Raw genomic sequence first — 19,633 nt, 5'->3', positions numbered from 1 at the left:
GTTCATAAAGGAACTGGAGAGGTCTGTGCACCCGTCGAATCCGTTGAACCCATCCCCCCTGGTCGCTGCGCTGCTGTGCGCAGGGCTTGCCACCCCGTCGTTGCCGGCCCAGGCCCAAGCTCGGAACCAGGCGCTGCCATCTGTCACCGTCATCGGTGAGCGTGTGGACTACCGCGCGCCGGACAGCAGCACCGCCACACGCACCGACACACCCGCATTGCTGACCCCGCAGAGCATCGCCGTCGTGCCGCAGGCGGTCCTGCAGGACCAGAGCGCGCTCACGTTGACCGAGGCCGTGCGCAACGTCGCAGGCGTGCAATACGATTTCGGCTTCAACGGTTCGATGCAACCGCTGCTGATCCTGCGCGGCTTCCCGAGCACGTCGATGACCTCGCTCGGGCCCATGTCGGGCATCTCCAGCTACTACCTGGACGGCAGCAAGGTGATGGGCGTGCCCATCAACATGGCCAACGTGCAGTCGGTGGAGGTCGTCAAGGGGCCGTCCAGCGTTCTTTACGGCCGGTCCGAGCCGGGCGGGCTCGTGAACGTCGTCACCAAGCCAGTGTCAGCGAGTCCGCATTTCGGCTTCGAGCAGACCATCGGCCAGTACGGGCTGTCGCGCACAGCCATGGAGGCCACCGGCGCCCTCAATGCGGAAAAGACCCTGCGCGGCCGCGTTTCCGGCTCCTACAACACGGCCGACTCCATTCGCGACTTTGTCGAAGACCGGCTGGGTAACTTCACTGGCAGCCTGGCGTGGGTGCCCGATGCGCGCACCAGCGTGACGGCCACGCTGGACTACTCCAACAACCGCTACCGCACGGACATGGGCATCCCAGCCATCGGCAACAGGCCGGCCGATCTGCCCTGGTCGCGCCAGTTCAACGACTCTCCGTACCTCTCCAGCGCCAAGACCACCACGGTGAAGCTCGATGCCACGCACCAGTTGAACGAGACCTGGCTCGTCAAGGGACGGCTGATGCGCCTGCGCAGCGACACCTCGGAGATGGACGTCTACCCGTACCGCGGCGACTACGGCATGGGCAGTGCGGCGGACCAGACCTGCTCGGGCACCGGCAATCCGCTGTGCCGCTATTACTTCGGCGTGCGGCCGCAGGGGCGCTACAAGATCGACCAAGCGAACGTGGACCTCACGGGCAAGTTCCAGCTGGGCGGCCTGGGCCACACCGTGCTGATCGGCTTCGACACGTACCGCGCCGACAAGACGGGCGCGACCTACCTCCAGCAGGTGTCCTCGGCCGACATCTACAACCCGGTGCTGGGAAGCACGCCTGGGTTGGACACCAGCTTGACCATGCCTGACGTGGTGGACGACTACAGTCGCTGGACCAGCATCTACGTGCAGGACCAGGTCACCCTGGGCCACGGTGTGTCGTTCATGGGCGCCCTGCGGCATGACCGCACGAACGCGGTGTACGGCAGTCCTGGCACGGAAGCCAACAAGCTGTCCTTCACGACACCGCGTCTGGGCGCGGTCTGGCAGTTCGCGCCCAAACAGTCCGTCTACGTGCAGTACCAAGACTCGGTGTCCGCCAACAACGGCCGCGACACCCTGACCGGGGCGTCGCTGGGCGCCGAACGTGCCCGCCAGCTCGAGGTAGGACACAAGATCGAGCTGCGGGAAGGCCGGCTCACCTCGACGCTCGCGCTGTACCAGCTAACCAAGCGCAACCGTGGCGCCCAGGTCACCGTCGCCGAGGCGCCGTACTACAACGTCGTCACCATCGGCAAGGCCCGCGCGCGCGGCGTCGAATGGGACGTTGCCGGACGCGTGACGCACCAGCTGTCACTGATCGGCTCGTACGCCTACACCGACACCAAGGTGCTCAGCGACCCGGCCTACCAGGGCACCCAGCTGCCAAACGTGGCGCGGCACACCGCGAGCCTTTGGGCGCGCTATACGCTCAACGATCAGTGGCTCGCCGGCGCTGGTGTCTTTGCGCAAGGACAGCGCCAGGGGGACTCGGCCAACAGCTTCCAGATGCCCGGCTACGCGCGCGTCGATGCGATGGTCGCCTACCGCTTTGAGTTCGCGGCTGCCAAGGCTTCGCTGCAGTTGAACGTGGACAACCTGTTCGGCCGGAAGTACTACGCCAGCAGTCACCAGTACGCCCAGGACTGGATCAAGCTCGGATCGCCGCGGATGGCCAAGCTCACGCTGCGGGTGGATTACTGATGCCTAACCTTCGACGACGCAGCCTGCTGGCGGCTGCAACGGCCGCGATGACGGGTCTCCTGGCGGCCTGCCAGCCCAGAACGCCGACACTCAACGGCATCGACGTGTCGGGCGCCGACTACGGCCAGGACTTCCGGCTGCTGGACCCCGAGGGTCGCACGCGCACCTTGGCTGATTTCAAGGGTCAGGCCGTGTTGCTGTTCTTCGGTTTCACGCAGTGCCCGGACGTCTGTCCGACGGCGCTCGCACGCGCCGCCCAGGCAAAGTCCTTGCTCGGCGATCTTGGCAGCCGCGTGCAGGTCATCTTCGTCACGGTCGATCCCGAGCGCGACACGCCGCAAGTCCTCAAGGCCTACACCACCGCCTTCGACCCAAGCTTCCTCGGCCTGCATGGCACGCTGGAGGAGACGGCCGCGCTCGCGAAGGACTTCAAGGCGCACTACAAGAAGGTGCCCACCGGCGCGTCGTACACCATGGACCACACGGCGCTGACCTATGTCTACGACCCGGCCAGCATGCTGCGCGTGGTGCTGCGGCACGACCAGACGGCCGAGCAGTTCGCCGCAGACCTGCGCCGGCTGCTGGCCTGAGCATTCTCACCATCCTCAAGGAGCGTTCCGTGAAGTCCCGAATGTCCTGGTAACAAAAACGTCATCGTCCGGTTCGGCATGAGGCGGTTTCGGTTTCGACACTAGAGGCATGCGCAGACGTTGCGCAGGTTTTTAACGAAAGGAACCCCATGTCTCAACGCCATCGCTTCGCCATCGTCGCACTCGCCGCTTTGATCGGTGCAGCCTCTCAGGCCAGCGCAGCTTCCGATGCGCCGCTGACCCGGGAGCAAGTGCGAGCCGAGTACTTCAAGGCGCGCGACTCCGGCCGACTCTCGCCGACCGGCGAGGTCGGATACGTCTCGCAGGTCACCAAGTCCAAGAGCGTTGTCTCTCGCGCCGAAGTGCTGCGCGACCTCGCAGAGGACGGACCGCAAAGCACTGCCGAAGGCTCGGACATCGGCACGAACCGTGAGGCGCTGAGCTTGCGCAGCCGCGCCGAGGTGCACGCAGAGGCGGTGCAGGCCGTTCGGGAAGGCACCATGGGCGGCGGCAAGCTGTAATCGGGCGGAACTGCCGAGACCGCCGAAGCGGTCGCACCACCTCCGTTATCTCGGGCTGCTAGGGTCGCACTGTCGCGCACCCGCAGCCCGAAGCCCATTTCCGGCTCATGCTGGCTCACATCTCACCAGGTACCGCATGCATCCTTACAAGCGCGCAACTCGGAACATCAAGTGCCATCCCTTCCGGCGCGACACCGCCGTGTTGGCCGATCTCATTCTGTCTCTGGAGTCGCATCGACTTTTTTCGCTGCAAAGGCTTTTCGATCTGAACGGTCGTTCCTTCCGATTGGCCGTGGCGTTGATGGGCGAATGGAAGCGCCGGGGAAAGTACGCCAAGAAGGCCAAACTTTTGGATCTGTCCGTCCAACTGCGAGAGGTGCTGGCGGAGCGGCGACCCTCAGGCGAGGGCGCTTCCACGGATGAGGCGCCAGCGCGTCAGAAGGTGGTCAAGGCACCGACGGGTGAGCCGGACCGCTTAGGACCGGAACGCTAGGGGATTGGAACGTGGCGCTGCGCGGCCGCGGCAGACCGTGCACGGATTGCGCGCTCGGATGAACGAGACATCCGTCACGAGGTGCGTGGCTTAGGAGGCATAAGGTGACCATTCTCAACCGGATCGTTGACACAGCGGTCCAGGAATTTTCGGACGTTGGAAGCGTTGAAGAAGCGACGCGCTTGATACTTCGGCTGGCTCTTGCAGGCGTGCTCGGCGGCCTGCTCGGCATCGAGCGCGAAACCAAGGGCAAGGCTGCTGGCGTTCGAACTCACATGCTGGTCGCCATGGGCGCTGCGATGTTTGTGGTGGCATCCGATCTGTTCACCATCGGGCCCGCCGACATGAGCCGGGTGCTGCAAGGAGTCATAGCCGGTGTTGGTTTTCTTGGCGCCGGGACGATCCTCAAAGCTGGATCGGAAGCTCAGGTCAAGGGGCTGACGACAGCTGCGGGCATTTGGATGACCGCAGCCATCGGAGTCGCTGCAGGGATGGGAGAAGAATCCGCGGCCATCCTGGCTACGTTGCTTGCTCTTTTGATCATGGCGATCGTTCCGATGGTAATGAAGGCATTCGAGAGCCGCGACGGGCTAGCCGCACGCAACCGTGGCGGTGAGGACTAGCTCCAAGTGGAGGAGAGAATGATCGTTGTTTCGACCCGCATGGCGCATGCGATGTTCTCGTGCCTCCCCCGGTTCGAACGGAACGGAAAGTTGGTGCGTCCCCAGACATGAAAATCTTGATCGTCATGAACGACCTTCAGGAGGCGAGCTACCTTTCGCAGGGCCTGAAGTACAACGGTTACTGCGTGGACGTCGTCTTGGACGGCGTCCTGGGTCTCGACATGGCCATCGAGCGGGACCACAGCTTGGTGCTGATCGATGAGCAGCTTCCGGGAATGGACGGTCTGTCGTATCTCAAATGCCTGCGCGCGGCAAGGTCGGTGCCTGTCATCGTGCTTCATCTGTCGAAAAGCGCCGTCAGCAAGATGTCGTACTTGGAGGAGGGGGCCAGCGACTGTCTTGGGCGACCTGTGGCGGTACCCGAGCTGCTCTCTCGAGTCGGCTTTCATGTGCGCCGAGCTAACTTTCCAGCCGGCGTCGGCGCCGAGTTCAAGATCGCCGACTTCACTCTGGATCTTTCGCGCAAGCGCGCGGAGAGAGCGGGCCGAAGGCTCTCATTGACCTACAAGGAATTTGCCATGGTGATGGTGTTGGCGGAAAGACCGGGCGCTTTGGTCACCCGCGATGTTCTCGTTGACCGGGTATGGCGCCAGCAACCCATTTCCCTCAGCAACTTGCATCGGTCGATAGGACGCCTGCGCCGCAAAATCGACCAGCCGGGACAGCTTCCGTTGTTGCACACCATCAAGGAGTTCGGATACCTGCTGGGCCCGAGGAGAGGGTGAGCGCACGGCCTAAACGGGCGCCGCCTACCCCGTTGTGGCGGTTGTGTTAGAGGTTGTGCTCATCGTGCGTCACCGCGCCCCCGCAGGCGCCGCACCGGGCCCTTCAGCGGTCGAGTAGTCCGATAGCCAAAGTCCGATCCGGGTCCTGCCACCTTCGGACTCCGCGACGGTTCCACCCTGGTGCATGTGCGCGATGGCGCCGACGATGGCCAATCCAAGACCGTGATTGCGGTCCGCGTGGCTGCGTGCGGGATCCACCCTGAAGAATCGATCGAACAGTCTTGGCAGATGCTCTGCTGACACCGTTTCACCTTCGTTCTCCACCAAGATTCGAACCGTGTCGTCGTCCGTTCGTTGGATCATCAGCTTCACCGTTGACCCGCGCGTCGCATGCCTGGTCGCATTGCTCAGCAGGTTGGACAGTGCTCGCTGCAGAAGTCTGCCATCGACCGCTGCTGCCGCATCGCCTACGAGTTCAAGCTCCAGTTCGGCCTCTTGCATGGCCGCTTCATGGAACTCCACCACGTCCGCCGCTAGCTGTGCCAAGCTGCTGACCAGCTCCCGTCGCGCGCCAACGCCGCGATGTGCCCTTGACAGAAAGAGCATGTCGGCCACGATGCGTGCAAGTCGCGCGAGTTCTTCAAGGTTGGACCCTAAGACGTCCTGCAAATCGGCGAGGCTGTGCGACCGACGCAGCGCCAATTCGCTGCTGCTGATGAGGGTGGTGAGAGGCGTGTTCAGTTCGTGCGCGACGTCAGCGTTGAATGCTTCCATTTGCCGGTACGCCGCTGCGAGGCGATCCAGGAGGGCGTTCATCTGAGCGATCAACGGCTGGATCTCTGCGGGCTGAGCGGATCCATCGAGCCTGCGCTCCAACGTGTCGGCCGTGACCTTCTGCGTCTGCGCGACCAATTGGTGAAGAGGCATCAAGTTCCACCGGACCAACACGAACGCACCCGTGGAAACAAGGGCGGCTCCACCCACCGCGGCGAGAAACAGCATCCAAGCCACGCTGTGAAGCAGTGCGGAGTCGGCACTCGTGTCGAGCGTCAGATACATCCGGACGGGTCGCTCCAGCCCCTCGATGGCCATGTCCACGACATGCGCGTGAGGATCGGTGCTGCTTGATCCAACGGTCAAGGGGTGATCGAAGATGAGCGCGCCCTTGTCTTCCTCGAGGCGAAGTCCCAGGTCCGAATGGCCGGCCAGCATCGCACTGAGCAAATGGGTCAACTCTTCCGGATCCGATCTCGCCAGATTCTGGCCAATCTGATCTCGTACCGCCAGCTCCTTCTGAACCAGGGTTTCGTGCTGACGATCGGCAAGTGTCCAGTCGATGGCGAAGTAAAGGGCTCCACAAATAAGGCCCAAACCCGCCATCGCCTGCAACGCCAGCCAGAACGAAAGCCGCGCCCCCAAACTTCGGGTGGCTGCCTTCGTCATCCGCGTTGTTCAAGCACGTAGCCCATGCCCCGCACGGTGTGCAGGAGCGGCGTGTCAAATGGCAAATCCAGTTTGCCGCGCAGACGGCGGACCGCAACCTCGACCACGTTGGTTTCGCTGTCGAAGTTCATCCCCCAGATTTGCGCAGCAATTTCCGTTCGTGACAACACAGCGCCCTGCCTGCGAAGCAGCAACGTAAGCAGGTTGAATTCCTTGTTGGTCAGCTCCAAACGTTGTCCAGCGCGCGTGACCCGTCGTCGAATGAGGTCGACCTCAAGGTCTGCAAGCTTCAGCACCGTCGTCTCGCCGGACGATGGCAGCATGCGCCGCAGCAGAACCTGAATCCGCGCAACCAACTCCGAGAACGCGAACGGCTTGACGAGGTAGTCGTCGGCGCCCGTGCGCAGCCCGCGCACCCGATCCTCGACCTCCCCACGTGCGGTCAGCATGAGAACCGGCGTCTGCTGGCTCTGCCGCAGCGCAGCGAGTACCGCCAACCCGTCCAAGCCAGGCAGCATGCCATCGAGCACGATGAGGTCGTAGCGGTGCAACGACGCCGCCTCCAACCCGGTGACGCCGTCGTGCGCCATGTCCACGGAAAATCCCTCCTCGCGCAGCCCTTTCTGAAGATACTGGGCAAGCTTGAGTTCGTCCTCGATGATCAAAATCTGCATGACGAAATTGTGTTCCGAATGCAAGAATGCGGAGATGATATTTTTGTCATGCTTGCCCAGGAAAGCGAGATGACAAAAAAGTAATCAATGCGTTGGAAGATGGGTCGGAACATGTTCCTACACTTGGTCGCCCGGGGAAACCCGTAGGCGGACAGCCTGAGTGGTCGCTGTCCTATTGACTGAAAAGGTCCTGTTTGTTTGGTTCTAACCGTTCGCTGATGCGCTGGGTGCTCCTCGCCTTGCTCCTGCTCATGCCGTTGCGCATGACTTGGGCTGCGGCTGCGGGGTACTGCGCTCACGAAAAACAGGTGGCAGCCGCGCATTTTGGCCATCATGTTCACTCCCACGCCGATTCGCAGACCAGTTCGGAGGCAGCCACTGGCGACTCGGCACTTGGCGATCCCGACTGCAGCGCGTGCCATGCGTGGACCGCTCATCCGTCTGAGCACCTTCCGCCAGCCGTTACCGCTCAGGGCGCTGGCGACCTTATCTCGTCGCCATGCCCTGCCATGACTTCGATCCACATACCGGACATCGAGCGGCCCAAATGGCCGCTGCAAGCTTAAGCAGCCTGTTTTGTCGGTGGCGCGTGCGCCACACGAAAAAGGCCGAGCCAGAGTCTTGGTGTTTGTTGGATTGGAGAAATTTGAATGTGCAGGTTGATTGCGCCGCTCGCCTTTGCGCTGGCGGCTTTGGGAAGTGCGTCTGCGCTTGCTCAACCGGTCGTACCGCCCGTGACGGCCGTTTCGCAGGTGAGCCCCGGTGCGGCCTTGGCTCCCCGCGCTTTTACGTTGAATGAGGCTGTTCAGGCTGCGTTGGAGTTCAATCCGTCCCTGTCGGCCGCGCAGCGAGAAATCGAAGCTGCCGAAGGTGCGCTGATACAAGCTGGCGTGTACCAGAACCCAACGTTGAGCGTCGACGTTGAAGACGTCAGGACGCGCAGTCGGACGACCACGATGTCGCTTAGCCAGCCGTTCGAACTCGGTGGCAAGCGCGCGGCCAGAGTCAATGCGGCGGAGCGCGCGGTCGAAGGAGCGCGGGTCGCCAAGCAGCTGCGCGAAACCCAGCTGCGTGCAGACGTCACGGCGGTCTTCCTGGCTGCGCTCCTGTCTCAGGAGCGAGTGCGGCTTGCTCAGGCGTCGTTGGACGTCGCACGGTCTGGGAGTTTGGCTGCTTCCAGGCGAGTCCAGGCGGGAAAGGTCTCGCCACTTGAAGAAACGCGCTCCAAGGTTGCCGAAGCGAACGTGCGGCTTGAACTGGTCCAGGCCCAGGGCGAGCTTCGAGCCCAGCTGCAGGAACTACGTGCATTGACGACGGCAAACGTCCCGTTCGAGTCGCTCAACGGCGATGCATTGACGCTGCCAACATTGCCGAGCATCGAAGTCTTGCAGCAGACGGCGGTCGGTTCCCCCACGTTGCGCCAAGCTCGCTTGGAGACCCAAAGGCTGTCGGCGCTGGCCGATCTGGAGTTGGCCAAGAGAACCCCGGACATCACGGTCAGCGCTGGGTTTCAGCGCGCTCAGCAAGAAGGCAGGGGGAGCACGATCGCTGTCGTCGGAGTGTCCATCCCGCTGCCCGTCTTCGACACCAACCGCGGGAACATCGTCGAGGCCCTGCGCCGGCGAGACAAGTCCGAGGACGACACGCGCGCGTTGGAACTCCGCTTGCAAGCGGATCTCTCGATCGCACGACAACGGCTCACCGTCGCTTCTGAGGAAGTGTCGGCGGTCACGTCCGAGATCCTTCCCTCTGCGCAAACGGCTTTTGACGCAGCAGCCAGGGGATTCGAACTCGGCAAGTTCCAGTACCTCGATGTGCTCGACGCTCAACGCACCCTGCTGCAAGCGAGAGCCCAGTACCTACGTTCGCTTGGTGACGCCCACCGTGCGGTGGCGGACGTCGCTCGCGTCATCGGCCCCACCTTTACCCAACCCTGATTGCTGTCATGGCCAATTCGAAAAGCACGTCCGCCACGTCCGGACGCACCCAACTCATCGTGATCGTCTTGGTGCTGCTGCTCGGCGGTGCTGGTGCCTATCTGTTGCTCAGAGGTGGCGAAAGCCACGGCGAGGGCGACGGGCATGGTCACGGAGAAAAGACCAGTCAGTCTGAGGACGACGGACACGGTCATGGCGCCGAGGAAAAAGATGCGAGCAAGGGGGCGGGGAAGTCCGAACCCAAGGAAGCGCAGCCTTCGAAGTCGAGCGCGGCACCGGCCAAGGAAGAGTCGGGCGGCCATAAGGAGGAGGCCGAGAAGGTGCCCATGACCGATGCGCAGGTGAAGTCTGCAGGCATCAAGATCGAACGGAGCGGATCGGCAATCGTTCGCACTGCGTTGCAGCTGCCTGGTGAGATCCGATTCAACGAAGACCGGACGGCCCACATCGTTCCTCGTGTGGTTGGGGTCGTCGAAGGTGTCAGCGCCAACCTGGGCCAACAGGTGCGCAAGGGACAAGTCCTCGCCGTGGTGTCGAGTGCTGGCGTTTCGTCGATCCGATCGGACCTGCAAGCCGCGCAACGACGCCGCGAACTGGCGCAGACGACCTACGATCGCGAACGCACGCTCTGGGAGCAGAAAATTTCGCCCGAGCAGGACGTGCTGCAGGCACGCCAGGCTCTGCGCGAGGCGGAGATCGCCGTGGCGAACGCCACCCAGCAGCTCCGCACGTTGGGCGCGGCGCCGAGCAGTGGTGCCCTGGGCCGTGTCGAGTTGCGCGCTCCCTTCGATGGCATGGTGGTCGAGAAGCACATCGCCCTCGGCGAAGCCGTCCAAGAAAGCACGAACGTGTTCACCTTGTCCGATTTGTCCACCGTCTGGGCAGAGATGAGTGTGAGCGCGCGTGACCTCATGCAGGTTCGGGTTGGCGAGCGCGTGCGGGTGCGTGCCGCCGCCGCCGACATGGTGGCCGACGGAAAAATTTCCTATGTGGGCTCGCTGATCGGGGCGCAGACGCGCACGGCGCCTGCGCGGGTGGTTCTGGACAACCCGCGGGGCGCTTGGCGGCCCGGCCTGTTCGTCACCGTCGAGGTGCTGACCAACGACAACGAAACGCCGTCGCCGGTCACCGTCGCATCCGACGCGGTGCAGACCGTGGAGGACAAGCCGTCCGTGTTCGTGAAGGTGGAGGGCGGATTCGAGGCGAGGCCTGTTCGCATTGGCCGCTCCGACGGGCAGCGGGTGGAGATCCTCGAAGGCTTGCAGTCCGGCGAGTCCTACGCCGCCGATGGCAGCTTCGTCATCAAATCCGAGCAGGGCAAGAGTTCTGCAACGCATAGCCACTGAGGGTCGCGAAGCAATGTTTGAACGCATCATCCGCTTCGCCATCGAGCAGCGCTGGCTGGTCCTGCTGGCCGTGCTGGGCATGGTAGGCCTGGGCATTTACAACTACCAGCGGCTGTCGATCGAGGCCGTACCGGACATCACGAACGTCCAGGTCCAGATCAACACCGCTGCACCTGGCTACTCGCCGCTGGAGACCGAGCAGCGCGTGACCTTTCCGCTTGAGACGGTCATGGCAGGCCTTCCAGGCCTGCAGCAGACACGTTCCATGTCTCGCTATGGTCTTTCGCAGATCACCGTGATCTTCAAGGATGGCACAGATGTGTACTTCGCACGCCAGCTCGTGAACGAGCGGGTGCAAGGCGCAGCGTCTTCTCTGCCAGAAGGCGTTCGACCTGTCATCGGGCCAATCTCCACGGGGCTGGGGGAAATCTACCTCTGGACCGTGGAAGCCGAGGAGGGGGCCAAGAAGGAAGATGGGACGCCGTACACCCCGACCGACCTGCGGGTGGTCCAAGACTGGATCATCAAGCCGCAACTGCGCAACGTGCCCGGTGTGACCGAAATCAACACCATCGGCGGGTTTGAAAAGCAATACCAGATTGCTCCGCTGCCAGATCGTCTGCTTGCCTACGGTCTGAGTCTTGGCGATGTGGTCCAGGCCCTGGAGCGCAACAACGCCAACGTCGGCGCGGGCTACATCGAGCGGCGCGGCGAGCAGTATCTGATCCGTGCGCCCGGCCAGGCGACCGGGCTGGAGGATCTTCGCAACATCGTGCTCGCGAACAGCGGCGGCACGCCGGTGCGCGTGCGCGACGTGGCTGACGTTGAGATCGGCCGCGATCTGCGGTCGGGTGCCGCCACCGACAACGGCCGAGAGGTCGTCCTTGGCACGGTGTTCATGCTGATTGGCGAGAACAGCCGTACTGTGGCTCAGGCCGTGGCCAAGAAGATGGAGGAAATCAATCGCAACCTGCCCGAGGGGGTCAAGGCCGTCACAGTGTACGACCGCACGGTGCTCGTGGATAAGGCGATTGCCACCGTCAAGAAGAACTTGCTCGAAGGCGCTGTGCTGGTGATCGTGGTGTTGTTCCTGTTCCTGGGCAACATCCGAGCGGCGCTTCTGACAGCACTGGTGATTCCGCTGTCCATGCTGTTCACGTTCACGGGCATGGTCAATCAGAAGGTCAGCGCGAACCTCATGAGCTTGGGGGCGCTGGACTTCGGCATCATCATCGACGGTGCTGTCGTGATCGTCGAGAACTGCGTGCGTCGATTGGCCCATGCGCAGGAGCGTCTTGGCCGGCCACTGACGCGCAGCGAGCGCTTCCATGAAGTGTTCGCTGCATCTCAAGAGGCACGCCGCCCGCTTCTGTTCGGCCAGCTGATCATCATGGTGGTGTACCTGCCGATCTTTGCGCTCACCGGCGTCGAAGGCAAGATGTTCCATCCGATGGCGTTGACCGTCGTGATCGCACTGCTGGGCGCCATGATCCTGTCGGTGACGTTCATTCCCGCTGCCGTGGCGCTGTTCATCGGCAAGAAGGTTGGCGAGAAGGAGAACCGCCTGATGGGCTGGGCGCGCCGCGCGTACGAACCGCTGCTGGACCGTGCGATGGGCGCCAAAGCTGTGGTCCTGACCGTTGCTGGCGTCGCCATCGTGCTGTCCGGCCTGGTGGCCACGCGTCTTGGAAGCGAGTTCATTCCGAGCTTGAACGAGGGCGATTTCGCCATCCAGGCCCTGCGCATACCGGGCACGAGCCTCACGCAGTCGGTGCAGATGCAGCAGCAGCTCGAGCGCACGCTGAAGGAGGAGTTCCCGGAGATCGAGCGCGTGTTCGCGCGCACCGGCACGGCCGAGATCGCCTCGGACGCGATGCCGCCCAACATCTCGGACGCGTACGTGATGCTCAAGCCTGAAGACGATTGGCCTACTCCCAAGCGCACGCACCAGGAACTTGTGGCCGCCGTTCAAAAGCGCGTCGGCGAACTGCCTGGCAACAACTACGAGTTTTCGCAGCCGATTCAGCTTCGCTTCAACGAACTGATCTCCGGGGTCCGCGCCGACGTGGCTGTCAAAGTGTTCGGCGACGACATGGACCAGTTGAACAAGACCGCCCAAGAGATCGCAAAGGTCCTGGGCGACATCAGCGGCTCGTCCGAGGTCAACGTCGAGCAGACCACCGGGCTACCCATGCTCACCGTCAAGATCGACCGAACCAAGGCCGCGCGCTATGGCGTCAACATCGGCGACGTGCAGGACACCATCGCGACCGCAATCGGCGGGCGTAGTGCGGGCACCCTGTTCGAAGGCGATCGTCGCTTTGACATCGTGGTTCGTCTGCCCGAAAACCTGCGCGGCGACCTGGAGTCGATTCGACGTCTGCCGATCACGCTGCCCGCGGGCGAGCAGTCGGGGGGATCCGCTCGCGTGAGCTTCATCCCGCTGTCGGAACTGGCGACTCTCGAATTGGCTCCTGGTCCGAATCAGATCAGCCGAGAGGACGGCAAGCGCCGCATCGTGGTCAGCACCAACGTACGTGGCCGTGACATGGGCTCGTTCGTCCAGGAGGCCAGTTCGGCGATCCAGCAGCAAGTGACGATTCCCCCAGGATACTGGATGACCTGGGGCGGCCAGTTCGAGAACCTGCAATCTGCCACGCAGCGCCTTCAGATCGTGGTTCCGGTAGCACTGCTCATGGTGTTCACGCTGCTGTTCGCCATGTTCGGCAACATCCGTGACGGCCTGATCGTGTTCACCGGCATCCCGTTTGCGTTGACCGGCGGCATCGTGGCCCTGTGGCTGCGGGACATGCCGCTGTCGATCACGGCAGCCGTCGGCTTCATCGCGCTGTCTGGTGTCGCCGTGCTGAACGGCCTGGTCATGATTTCGTTCATCCGCAACCTGCGAGAAGGCGGAGCATCGGTTGACCATGCGGTGCGAGAGGGTGCTTTGACCCGCCTTCGCCCCGTGCTGATGACCGCGTTGGTTGCATCGCTCGGTTTCGTGCCGATGGCCATCGCCACCGGGACGGGTGCGGAGGTTCAACGCCCGCTCGCGACGGTCGTGATCGGCGGGATTCTGTCGTCGACCGCTCTGACGCTTTTGGTCTTGCCGGTACTGTACCGACTGGCATACCGCCGCGATCAGGAGGAAGACGAGGAGGGCGCGCAAGACCAACCGCCATCGCAGCGGCTTGCAGCGCCGCATGCTAGCTGAAGCCCGCGACCTGCTTACATCCATAGCGCTCTACCAAGGGCTCATGCCATGAATGCGACCACTCGCTTGCCCTTCGGCGCTGACGACGCCAGCGCCTGTCGCCTGTCGGTGGTCATCCCGTTCTTCAACGAACGGGATGTCCTGCCGATCTGCCATACGCGCGTTCGCGCGGTGCTGGATGCCCTCGACATGCCGACGGAGATCGTCTACGTGGACGATGGAAGCGGCGATGGCAGCGCCGACGTTCTTCGCCAATGCGCAGCTTGGTCCTCGCGCGCACGCTCGGTCACCCGCATCGTGCGGTTGAGCCGAAACTTTGGGAAGGAAGCCGCCATGATGGCGGGCATCGAGCATGCGCGCGGTGACGCCGTCGTGATCCTTGATGCTGACCTCCAGGATCCACCGGAGTTGATCCCCGCGATGATGAACGCTTGGGCTCAGGGCGCCGACGTCGTGTGCATGCAGCGCAGGCGACGTCACGGCGAATCGTGGATGAAGCGCGCCTCGGCGCATGTGTATTACCGGCTTCTTCAACGTTTGAGCCGGTCTCCCATTCCCGTGGATACCGGCGACTTCCGGCTCATGAGCCGACGAGCCGTCGACGCGCTCGGGCAACTGTCGGAAAGGTGCAGGTACATGAAGGGCCTGTACGCATGGGTGGGGCTTCCCACGGTGGTCCTGCAGTACGACCGCGCGCCTCGCGCAGCGGGCCGCTCCCGTTGGGGATACGGCGCGCTTTTGGGTCTCGCGATGGAGGGCATCACATCCTTCTCGGTTGCTCCGCTTCGGTGGGCAACCGGTATCGGTGCGGTCGCGGCTCTTGGCGGTGCCGGATTTGGTGCCGTGATCATCGGCAAGACGGTGATGTTCGGGTCGGACGTCGCTGGCTATCCTTCGCTGATCGCCATGGTGACGTTCCTCAGCGGTGTGCAGCTCATCACCGTAGGTCTCTTGGGCGAGTACGTGGGCAAGACTTACATGGAAGCCAAGCAACGGCCTCTCTACCTGGTTCGAGACGTGCTGACTCCGAACGTCTCTGCGGTTGAGCGTGCGCTTGTCCATGCCAGCACTTAGACTGATTTTGCTGGCTCTGGTGGCCGGTCAGGCCATCCGGCTTCTTGCCATGGCAACTGTGCCGTTCGCAGACACCTCTGAGCCGCGCTATGCGGAAATTGCGCGTCTTATGGCGGTGTCGGGCGACTGGGTCACGCCATGGTTTTCTGCGGGCGTCCCTTTTTGGGGAAAGCCTCCTCTTTCTTTCTGGACTCAGGCCGTCGCCATCGACTGGCTTGGACTTGCGGAGTTCAGTGCCCGTTTGCCCGGTTGGCTTGCCATGATCGGCGTCGCCGCGCTTTTGTTCCAATTCGGACGGCAAGCGATGGGGCCGGTGTCGGCTTGGTGGGCTCTGGTCATCTTTGCAACCAGCCTGCTTCCGTTCGTGGCGTCCGGCGCCGTGCTCACCGATCCCTTCCTGGCGCTTGGAACGACCCTGACCCTCGTGTCGTTCTGTCTTGCTGGAACTTCGTCGCATCCGTTCTGGCGATACGGCGTCTTCATTGGGATGGCTATCGGCCTGCTGGCAAAGGGCCCGATAGCAGCGGTCCTGTCGCTTGGTGTGCTCGTCGCCTGGATGGTTTGGAGCGCCGACGCGCGTGCCCGATGGAAACTGCTGCTCTGGCCGCCAGGACTTGCGACGACGGTCGTTCTCGTCGTTCCTTGGTACCTCCTGGCTGAGGCAAAGACCCCAGGATTCTTGCAATACTTCCTGGTTGGTGAGCACTTTCTTCGGTTCACGGATCCCGGTTGGAGTGGAGACCTCTACGGATCAGCCCATGAGCGTGCTTACGGCGCCATTTGGGTGGACACGCTGCTAGCTGGACTGCCGTGGAGCCTTGTGGGATGCGGTTGGCTGCTCCTTGCGCTTTACCGCGCACCCTCCCGTGCTCAGCTGTGGGCAGCTCTTCGCAGAGACGAGGTGCGCTTTCTGATGCTGTGGGCTTTGGCATCGCCGGTGCTTTTCACCCTGTCGGGAAACATCCTGTGGACGTACGTGCTGCCTTCGATGCCCGCCTTGGCGTTGCTTCTTGGGCGCGCGTTCGCATACAGCAGGCCAGCGTGGTCGCGAGTCGTCGTTGGCATCAGCGTTGCGCTCGTACCGACCTTGTTCGCTGCAATGATTCTCATCGTCGCCGTGCATCCCAATTACCTGAAAACTGAGAAGCTGCTTGTTCGCGAGGCTCAGGAAATGGCTGCCGCTGTCCCGATCTACTTTGTGGGTGGAGCCCCTTTTTCCGCGCGCTACTACAGCGAGGGCGCCGCCAAAGGAGTGGCGCTGGACGAGGTGTCGGCGCTCGTCAGGTCACGAAGTGGGCCGCTGTGGGTTGCAGTGCCTCGCGACCGCACGGCGCAGGTACTCGCCTCCTTGGGTGACGGCATGATCGAGCATCGATCCAGCCGCCGGTTCACCCTTTACGAGGTTCCCGCACCGTAGGCCTTGGGCGTGCGGAGCCTGTTGCGCCGTTGCGCCCTAAACCACTCATGTCGACCTTACCTCGAGCGCAAGCGCTGGGTGGCCAAAGATGCAGCCTGCACTTCGGGCCGGGCTGCTTTCAAGGGCCAGACCTCCTCGGCAGCGATGCTCGGTTGCGGTGCTGCTGCAAGGCGTCTCAAGAAACCACCATCTCATCGACCAAGCTCCGACGCTTGCGGCACCCATGAGCACTCAAGACTCTCCTTCTCTGACGGACCAAGGTGCGTTCTGGCGCACCGAGATCGCTTCGCGAGCCAGCGTGATCATCGATGCAGACGATTACTTCACCGCGTTGCGCTCGTCGATGCTCAAGGCCCGCTGCCGAATCATGCTCGTGGGATGGGACTTCGATGCCCGGATCCGCTTTGCTTCCAACGAGCACGACGGTGGTCCGGCCACCATCGGACGCTTCATCAGCTGGCTGGCCCGCCGCAATGCGGAGCTTCAGATCCACGTTCTGCGGTGGGACACGGGCGCGATCAAGTCGATGTTCCAAGCGAACACCTTGATGACACTTTTGCGATGGATCAAAGATCCGCAGATCCACATCAAGCTTGATGGGCATCACCCGTTCACGGGGGCTCATCACCAGAAGATCGTCGTCATCGACGACGAAGTTGCCTTTTGCGGTGGCATCGACATCACCCGTGGGCGGTGGGATACCCGCGACCACAAGTCAGAGGAACCGCGCAGACGCGATCCGGACGGAACGCACTACGGCCCATGGCACGACGCCACCACGGCCCTCCAAGGCGCCGCGGCACGTGCGCTCGGGGACATGTGCCGGGCGCGATGGGAAGCTGCAGGCGGAGCAGCCCTCGATCCAGTTGAAAGTGCGGTGGACTGCTGGCCCGACGGACTTGCGGCGCAATTTGCCGACGTGCCCGTCGGGATCGCTCGGACGCTGCCTCAGATGGATGATCACGACGGGATCCATGAGGTGGAGGCGCTCTATCTCGCACTGATCAAACGCGCGAAGCGCTGGATCTACGCTGAGAGTCAGTACTTCGCCTCCCGACACGTTGCCGAAGCCATTGCCGCGCGCCTGCACGAGTCCGACGGGCCCGAAATCGTGGTCGTGAACCCGACGACCGCGGAAGGATGGCTTGAGCCGGTGGCCATGGACACGGCGCGTGCGCGGCTGGTCGCTGCCCTGCGCGAGTGCGACGCTCACCGCCGCTTCCGGCTCTACCACCCCTTCACCGCAAACGGAGAGCCCATCTATGTCCACGCCAAGCTGATGATCGTGGATGATGAAATGATCAGAGTCGGTTCGTCCAACTTCAACAACCGATCGCTGCGATTGGATAGCGAATGCGATGTCATGATCGACGCGACGAGAGCTGGCTCGACCGAGCAGCGCCGAACCATCGCTGGCATCCGCACCTCGTTGCTTGCGGAACACCTGGGGTGCGAACCTGGGGAGGTGGAGGACGCGTTGGAGCGCACCGGCTCGCTGATCGCAACGATTTCAGACCTGCAGACGGCCGGCCGCTCTTTGCGTGAGTTCGAACCTTCCGACTTGAACGCCTTGGAGGAATGGCTGGCTGACAACAAGCTGCTGGACCCCGAGGGGCCTGACGAGATGTTCGAGCCGTTGTCTCAACGACCGGGTCTGCTGTCTCGCTTTCGCCATCGTCGTCGCTGAGCGTCCAAGTCTGGCGATCACCACTTCTCTCCACGCATGTTCGACGGCATCGTCTCGATACTGACCCAGCTCGGCGCCTTCGGCGTGTTCCTGATGATGTTGGCCGAGAACGTGTTCCCGCCGATACCTTCAGAGGTTGTGCTTCCGCTGGCCGGCTACACCGCGTTCAACGAGCGGGGTTCGATCTGGCTCACCGTCTTGGCCGGAACCCTTGGTTCCGTGGTCGGGGCATTGCTTTGGTATTGCTTGGGACTTTGGATCGGCATCGAACGCCTCAAGCACCTCGCCGCCCGGCACGGGCGCTGGCTCACGTTGACGCCCAAGCAGGTGGACGACGCGGACCGCTGGTTTCAGCGGCATGGGCGCTCGGCGGTTCTACTGGGACGCATGGTTCCGGGTGTGCGCACGTTGATCTCGGTGCCTGCAGGCGTCGTGGCAATGAAACTTGCCGTCTTTCTGTTCCTCACCACGGTCGGATCTGCGCTGTGGACCGCGCTGCTGGTTCTTGCCGGCTACAAGCTCGGCGCGCAGTACGACCAGGTCGCGCGTGTGATCGAGCCGGTCAGCAACGTTGTGCTGGGCCTCGCCATCGCCTGGTATGCGTGGCGGGTGGTGACGTTTGGAAAGTCGGCGAAATGAGCCAGCATGGGTCTCGTTTCGATCGATCAACGCCGTAGCGACGCGGTCGTGCTCGCACTCCTGCCGCACACCCAGTATTGTTCTCGAGCAGCTGTCGATGGCACGAGTGGGGCTTGGAAAGTGCGGCGTCTGGTTTCCCCTGCGTCACGCGTTACTCGGTGAACAAGACGTCGATGAGGAACATCATTGCGCCGAGCAACGCAAGCCAAATGGCGACGGAAACCGCACCATCGATGAGACGCTTCGCCTTCGGGCGCAGCGCGTTCGAGTCCTCTCGGTCCTTCTCAACGCTCTTCGAGGACATAGCCCAGACCCCGAACCGTGTGCAGAAGCTTCGACGCGTACGGATCGTCGAGCTTGCGGCGAAGGCGACGGATGGCCACGTCGATGATGTTGGTCGTTGCGTCGAATTGAACGTTCCAAACACGCTCGGCAATGACATCTCGCGAAACGACTTCGCCCGGGTGCTCGAGGAGAACCATCAACAGCGCGAACTCCTTGCGCGTGAGATCCAATCGCTGTCCAGACCGCTCGGCACGTTTGCGAGACAGGTCGAGCACCAGATCGGCGATTTCCAATCGCGCTCCGCTGCCAGAGGGGGCGCATCCTCGCCGAACATGCAGTCCGACTCTCGCAAGAAACTCCGACATGGCGATCGGCTTGATCAGGTAGTCGTCCGCGCCACTTTGCAGACAAGTGACCTTGTCGTCCAAGCTGTCGAGGCCCGTCACCACGATGACCGGGGTCGCCTTCTGCTGGCGAACGGCCTTGAGTACGGAGAATCCATCAAGTCCGGGCAAGCGAAGGTCCAGAACCACCAGACTGTAGTCTCGCCCAAGCGCCAAGTCTCGCCCTTGAACGCCATCGGCAGCGATGTCGACGCTGAAACCGTTGTGGACCAGTCCCTGAGCCAAATAGTCGGCATAGGAACGTTGGTCGTCGACAATCAAAACTCTCATGCATACGTGGCTGCGCCGCAGCCTTTCCGTG

The 19,633-nt window shown here is 62.8% G+C and carries 16 protein-coding genes; 13 read left to right on the top strand and 3 right to left on the bottom strand.

Going from position 1 to position 19,633, the window contains the following annotated elements:
• Positions 1 to 43: 43 nt before the first annotated feature.
• From IE209_RS21745 to IE209_RS21720, 6 genes are all read left to right on the top strand, one after another.
• Positions 44 to 2,197, top strand: a complete 2,154-nt coding sequence (locus tag IE209_RS21745) for a TonB-dependent siderophore receptor (RefSeq protein WP_229882985.1) — start codon at positions 44 to 46, stop codon at positions 2,195 to 2,197.
• Positions 2,197 to 2,787 (top strand): SCO family protein, encoded by a 591-nt coding sequence (locus tag IE209_RS21740; RefSeq protein WP_189689000.1) that lies wholly within the window; start codon positions 2,197 to 2,199, stop codon positions 2,785 to 2,787. The genes IE209_RS21745 and IE209_RS21740 overlap by 1 nt, the downstream gene beginning before the upstream one ends.
• Before the next feature lie 149 nt (positions 2,788 to 2,936).
• Positions 2,937 to 3,308 carry a DUF4148 domain-containing protein gene (locus tag IE209_RS21735; protein WP_189688999.1) on the top strand — a complete coding sequence of 124 codons (372 nt, stop codon included), beginning with the start codon at positions 2,937 to 2,939 and terminating at the stop codon, positions 3,306 to 3,308.
• Positions 3,309 to 3,444: 136 nt separating this feature from the next.
• On the top strand, positions 3,445 to 3,801 hold the full coding sequence (locus IE209_RS21730) for a hypothetical protein (protein WP_189688998.1): 357 nt from the start codon (positions 3,445 to 3,447) through the stop codon (positions 3,799 to 3,801).
• 104 nt (positions 3,802 to 3,905) lie between these two features.
• Positions 3,906 to 4,424, top strand: a complete 519-nt coding sequence (locus IE209_RS21725; RefSeq protein ID WP_189688997.1) for an MgtC/SapB family protein — start codon at positions 3,906 to 3,908, stop codon at positions 4,422 to 4,424.
• A 107-nt stretch (positions 4,425 to 4,531) separates the two neighbouring features.
• The gene (locus tag IE209_RS21720) at positions 4,532 to 5,209 is read left to right on the top strand and encodes a response regulator transcription factor (protein ID WP_189688996.1); all 678 of its coding nucleotides are present in this window, start codon (positions 4,532 to 4,534) and stop codon (positions 5,207 to 5,209) included.
• Positions 5,210 to 5,278: 69 nt separating this feature from the next.
• Here the strand turns inward: IE209_RS21720 and IE209_RS21715 are convergent, their stop codons facing one another.
• Together IE209_RS21715 and IE209_RS21710 are read right to left on the bottom strand one after the other, a co-directional pair.
• A complete protein-coding gene (locus IE209_RS21715; protein ID WP_189688995.1) occupies positions 5,279 to 6,652 on the bottom strand; it encodes a heavy metal sensor histidine kinase in 1,374 nt (457 codons plus the stop codon).
• The gene (locus IE209_RS21710; RefSeq protein ID WP_189688994.1) at positions 6,649 to 7,326 is read right to left on the bottom strand and encodes a heavy metal response regulator transcription factor; all 678 of its coding nucleotides are present in this window, start codon (positions 7,324 to 7,326) and stop codon (positions 6,649 to 6,651) included. The genes IE209_RS21715 and IE209_RS21710 overlap by 4 nt, the downstream gene beginning before the upstream one ends.
• A 650-nt stretch (positions 7,327 to 7,976) precedes the next feature.
• On the opposite strand from IE209_RS21710, the gene IE209_RS21705 reads away from it, so the two are divergent.
• The 7 genes from IE209_RS21705 (at position 7,977) to IE209_RS21675 (ending at position 18,643) form a co-directional block, all read left to right on the top strand.
• On the top strand, positions 7,977 to 9,263 hold the full coding sequence (locus tag IE209_RS21705) for a TolC family protein (RefSeq protein WP_189688993.1): 1,287 nt from the start codon (positions 7,977 to 7,979) through the stop codon (positions 9,261 to 9,263).
• Positions 9,264 to 9,271: 8 nt separating this feature from the next.
• A complete protein-coding gene (locus tag IE209_RS21700; protein WP_189688992.1) occupies positions 9,272 to 10,609 on the top strand; it encodes an efflux RND transporter periplasmic adaptor subunit in 1,338 nt (445 codons plus the stop codon).
• A 13-nt stretch (positions 10,610 to 10,622) separates the two neighbouring features.
• Complete coding sequence (locus IE209_RS21695) at positions 10,623 to 13,826, top strand: efflux RND transporter permease subunit (RefSeq protein WP_189688991.1); 3,204 nt, start codon at positions 10,623 to 10,625, stop codon at positions 13,824 to 13,826.
• Between the two features lie 48 nt (positions 13,827 to 13,874).
• Positions 13,875 to 14,900 (top strand): glycosyltransferase family 2 protein, encoded by a 1,026-nt coding sequence (locus IE209_RS21690; protein WP_189688990.1) that lies wholly within the window; start codon positions 13,875 to 13,877, stop codon positions 14,898 to 14,900.
• Entirely contained in the window at positions 14,887 to 16,317 is a 1,431-nt protein-coding gene (locus IE209_RS21685; RefSeq protein ID WP_229882988.1) for an ArnT family glycosyltransferase, read from the top strand. The genes IE209_RS21690 and IE209_RS21685 overlap by 14 nt, the downstream gene beginning before the upstream one ends.
• Before the next feature lie 223 nt (positions 16,318 to 16,540).
• Positions 16,541 to 18,004, top strand: a complete 1,464-nt coding sequence (locus tag IE209_RS21680; protein WP_189688989.1) for a phospholipase D-like domain-containing protein — start codon at positions 16,541 to 16,543, stop codon at positions 18,002 to 18,004.
• A gap of 36 nt (positions 18,005 to 18,040) precedes the next feature.
• A complete protein-coding gene (locus tag IE209_RS21675) occupies positions 18,041 to 18,643 on the top strand; it encodes a DedA family protein (protein WP_189688988.1) in 603 nt (200 codons plus the stop codon).
• Between the two features lie 284 nt (positions 18,644 to 18,927).
• On the opposite strand, the gene IE209_RS21670 is transcribed toward IE209_RS21675, so the two are convergent.
• Positions 18,928 to 19,602: a winged helix-turn-helix domain-containing protein gene (locus tag IE209_RS21670; protein ID WP_189688987.1), complete on the bottom strand. Its 675-nt coding sequence runs from the start codon at positions 19,600 to 19,602 to the stop codon at positions 18,928 to 18,930.
• Between the last annotated feature and the right edge of the window lie 31 nt (positions 19,603 to 19,633).

The sequence above is a fragment of the Pseudorhodoferax aquiterrae genome, assembly GCF_014652235.1.
Taxonomy (GTDB): domain Bacteria; phylum Pseudomonadota; class Gammaproteobacteria; order Burkholderiales; family Burkholderiaceae_C; genus Pseudorhodoferax; species Pseudorhodoferax aquiterrae.
Note: the sequence above shows the minus strand (reverse complement) of the source record. Positions and strands in the feature narration are given on the sequence as shown.

Coding starts and splice junctions, on each gene's coding strand:
- IE209_RS21740 (WP_189689000.1), top strand. CDS start 2,197: ATGCCTAACCTTCGACGACGCAGCCTGCTGGCGGCTGCAACGGCCGCG.
- IE209_RS21735 (WP_189688999.1), top strand. CDS start 2,937: ATGTCTCAACGCCATCGCTTCGCCATCGTCGCACTCGCCGCTTTGATC.
- IE209_RS21730 (WP_189688998.1), top strand. CDS start 3,445: ATGCATCCTTACAAGCGCGCAACTCGGAACATCAAGTGCCATCCCTTC.
- IE209_RS21720 (WP_189688996.1), top strand. CDS start 4,532: ATGAAAATCTTGATCGTCATGAACGACCTTCAGGAGGCGAGCTACCTT.
- IE209_RS21715 (WP_189688995.1), bottom strand. CDS start 6,652: ATGACGAAGGCAGCCACCCGAAGTTTGGGGGCGCGGCTTTCGTTCTGG.
- IE209_RS21710 (WP_189688994.1), bottom strand. CDS start 7,326: ATGCAGATTTTGATCATCGAGGACGAACTCAAGCTTGCCCAGTATCTT.
- IE209_RS21705 (WP_189688993.1), top strand. CDS start 7,977: ATGTGCAGGTTGATTGCGCCGCTCGCCTTTGCGCTGGCGGCTTTGGGA.
- IE209_RS21700 (WP_189688992.1), top strand. CDS start 9,272: ATGGCCAATTCGAAAAGCACGTCCGCCACGTCCGGACGCACCCAACTC.
- IE209_RS21695 (WP_189688991.1), top strand. CDS start 10,623: ATGTTTGAACGCATCATCCGCTTCGCCATCGAGCAGCGCTGGCTGGTC.
- IE209_RS21690 (WP_189688990.1), top strand. CDS start 13,875: ATGAATGCGACCACTCGCTTGCCCTTCGGCGCTGACGACGCCAGCGCC.
- IE209_RS21685 (WP_229882988.1), top strand. CDS start 14,887: ATGCCAGCACTTAGACTGATTTTGCTGGCTCTGGTGGCCGGTCAGGCC.
- IE209_RS21680 (WP_189688989.1), top strand. CDS start 16,541: ATGAGCACTCAAGACTCTCCTTCTCTGACGGACCAAGGTGCGTTCTGG.
- IE209_RS21675 (WP_189688988.1), top strand. CDS start 18,041: ATGTTCGACGGCATCGTCTCGATACTGACCCAGCTCGGCGCCTTCGGC.
- IE209_RS21670 (WP_189688987.1), bottom strand. CDS start 19,602: ATGAGAGTTTTGATTGTCGACGACCAACGTTCCTATGCCGACTATTTG.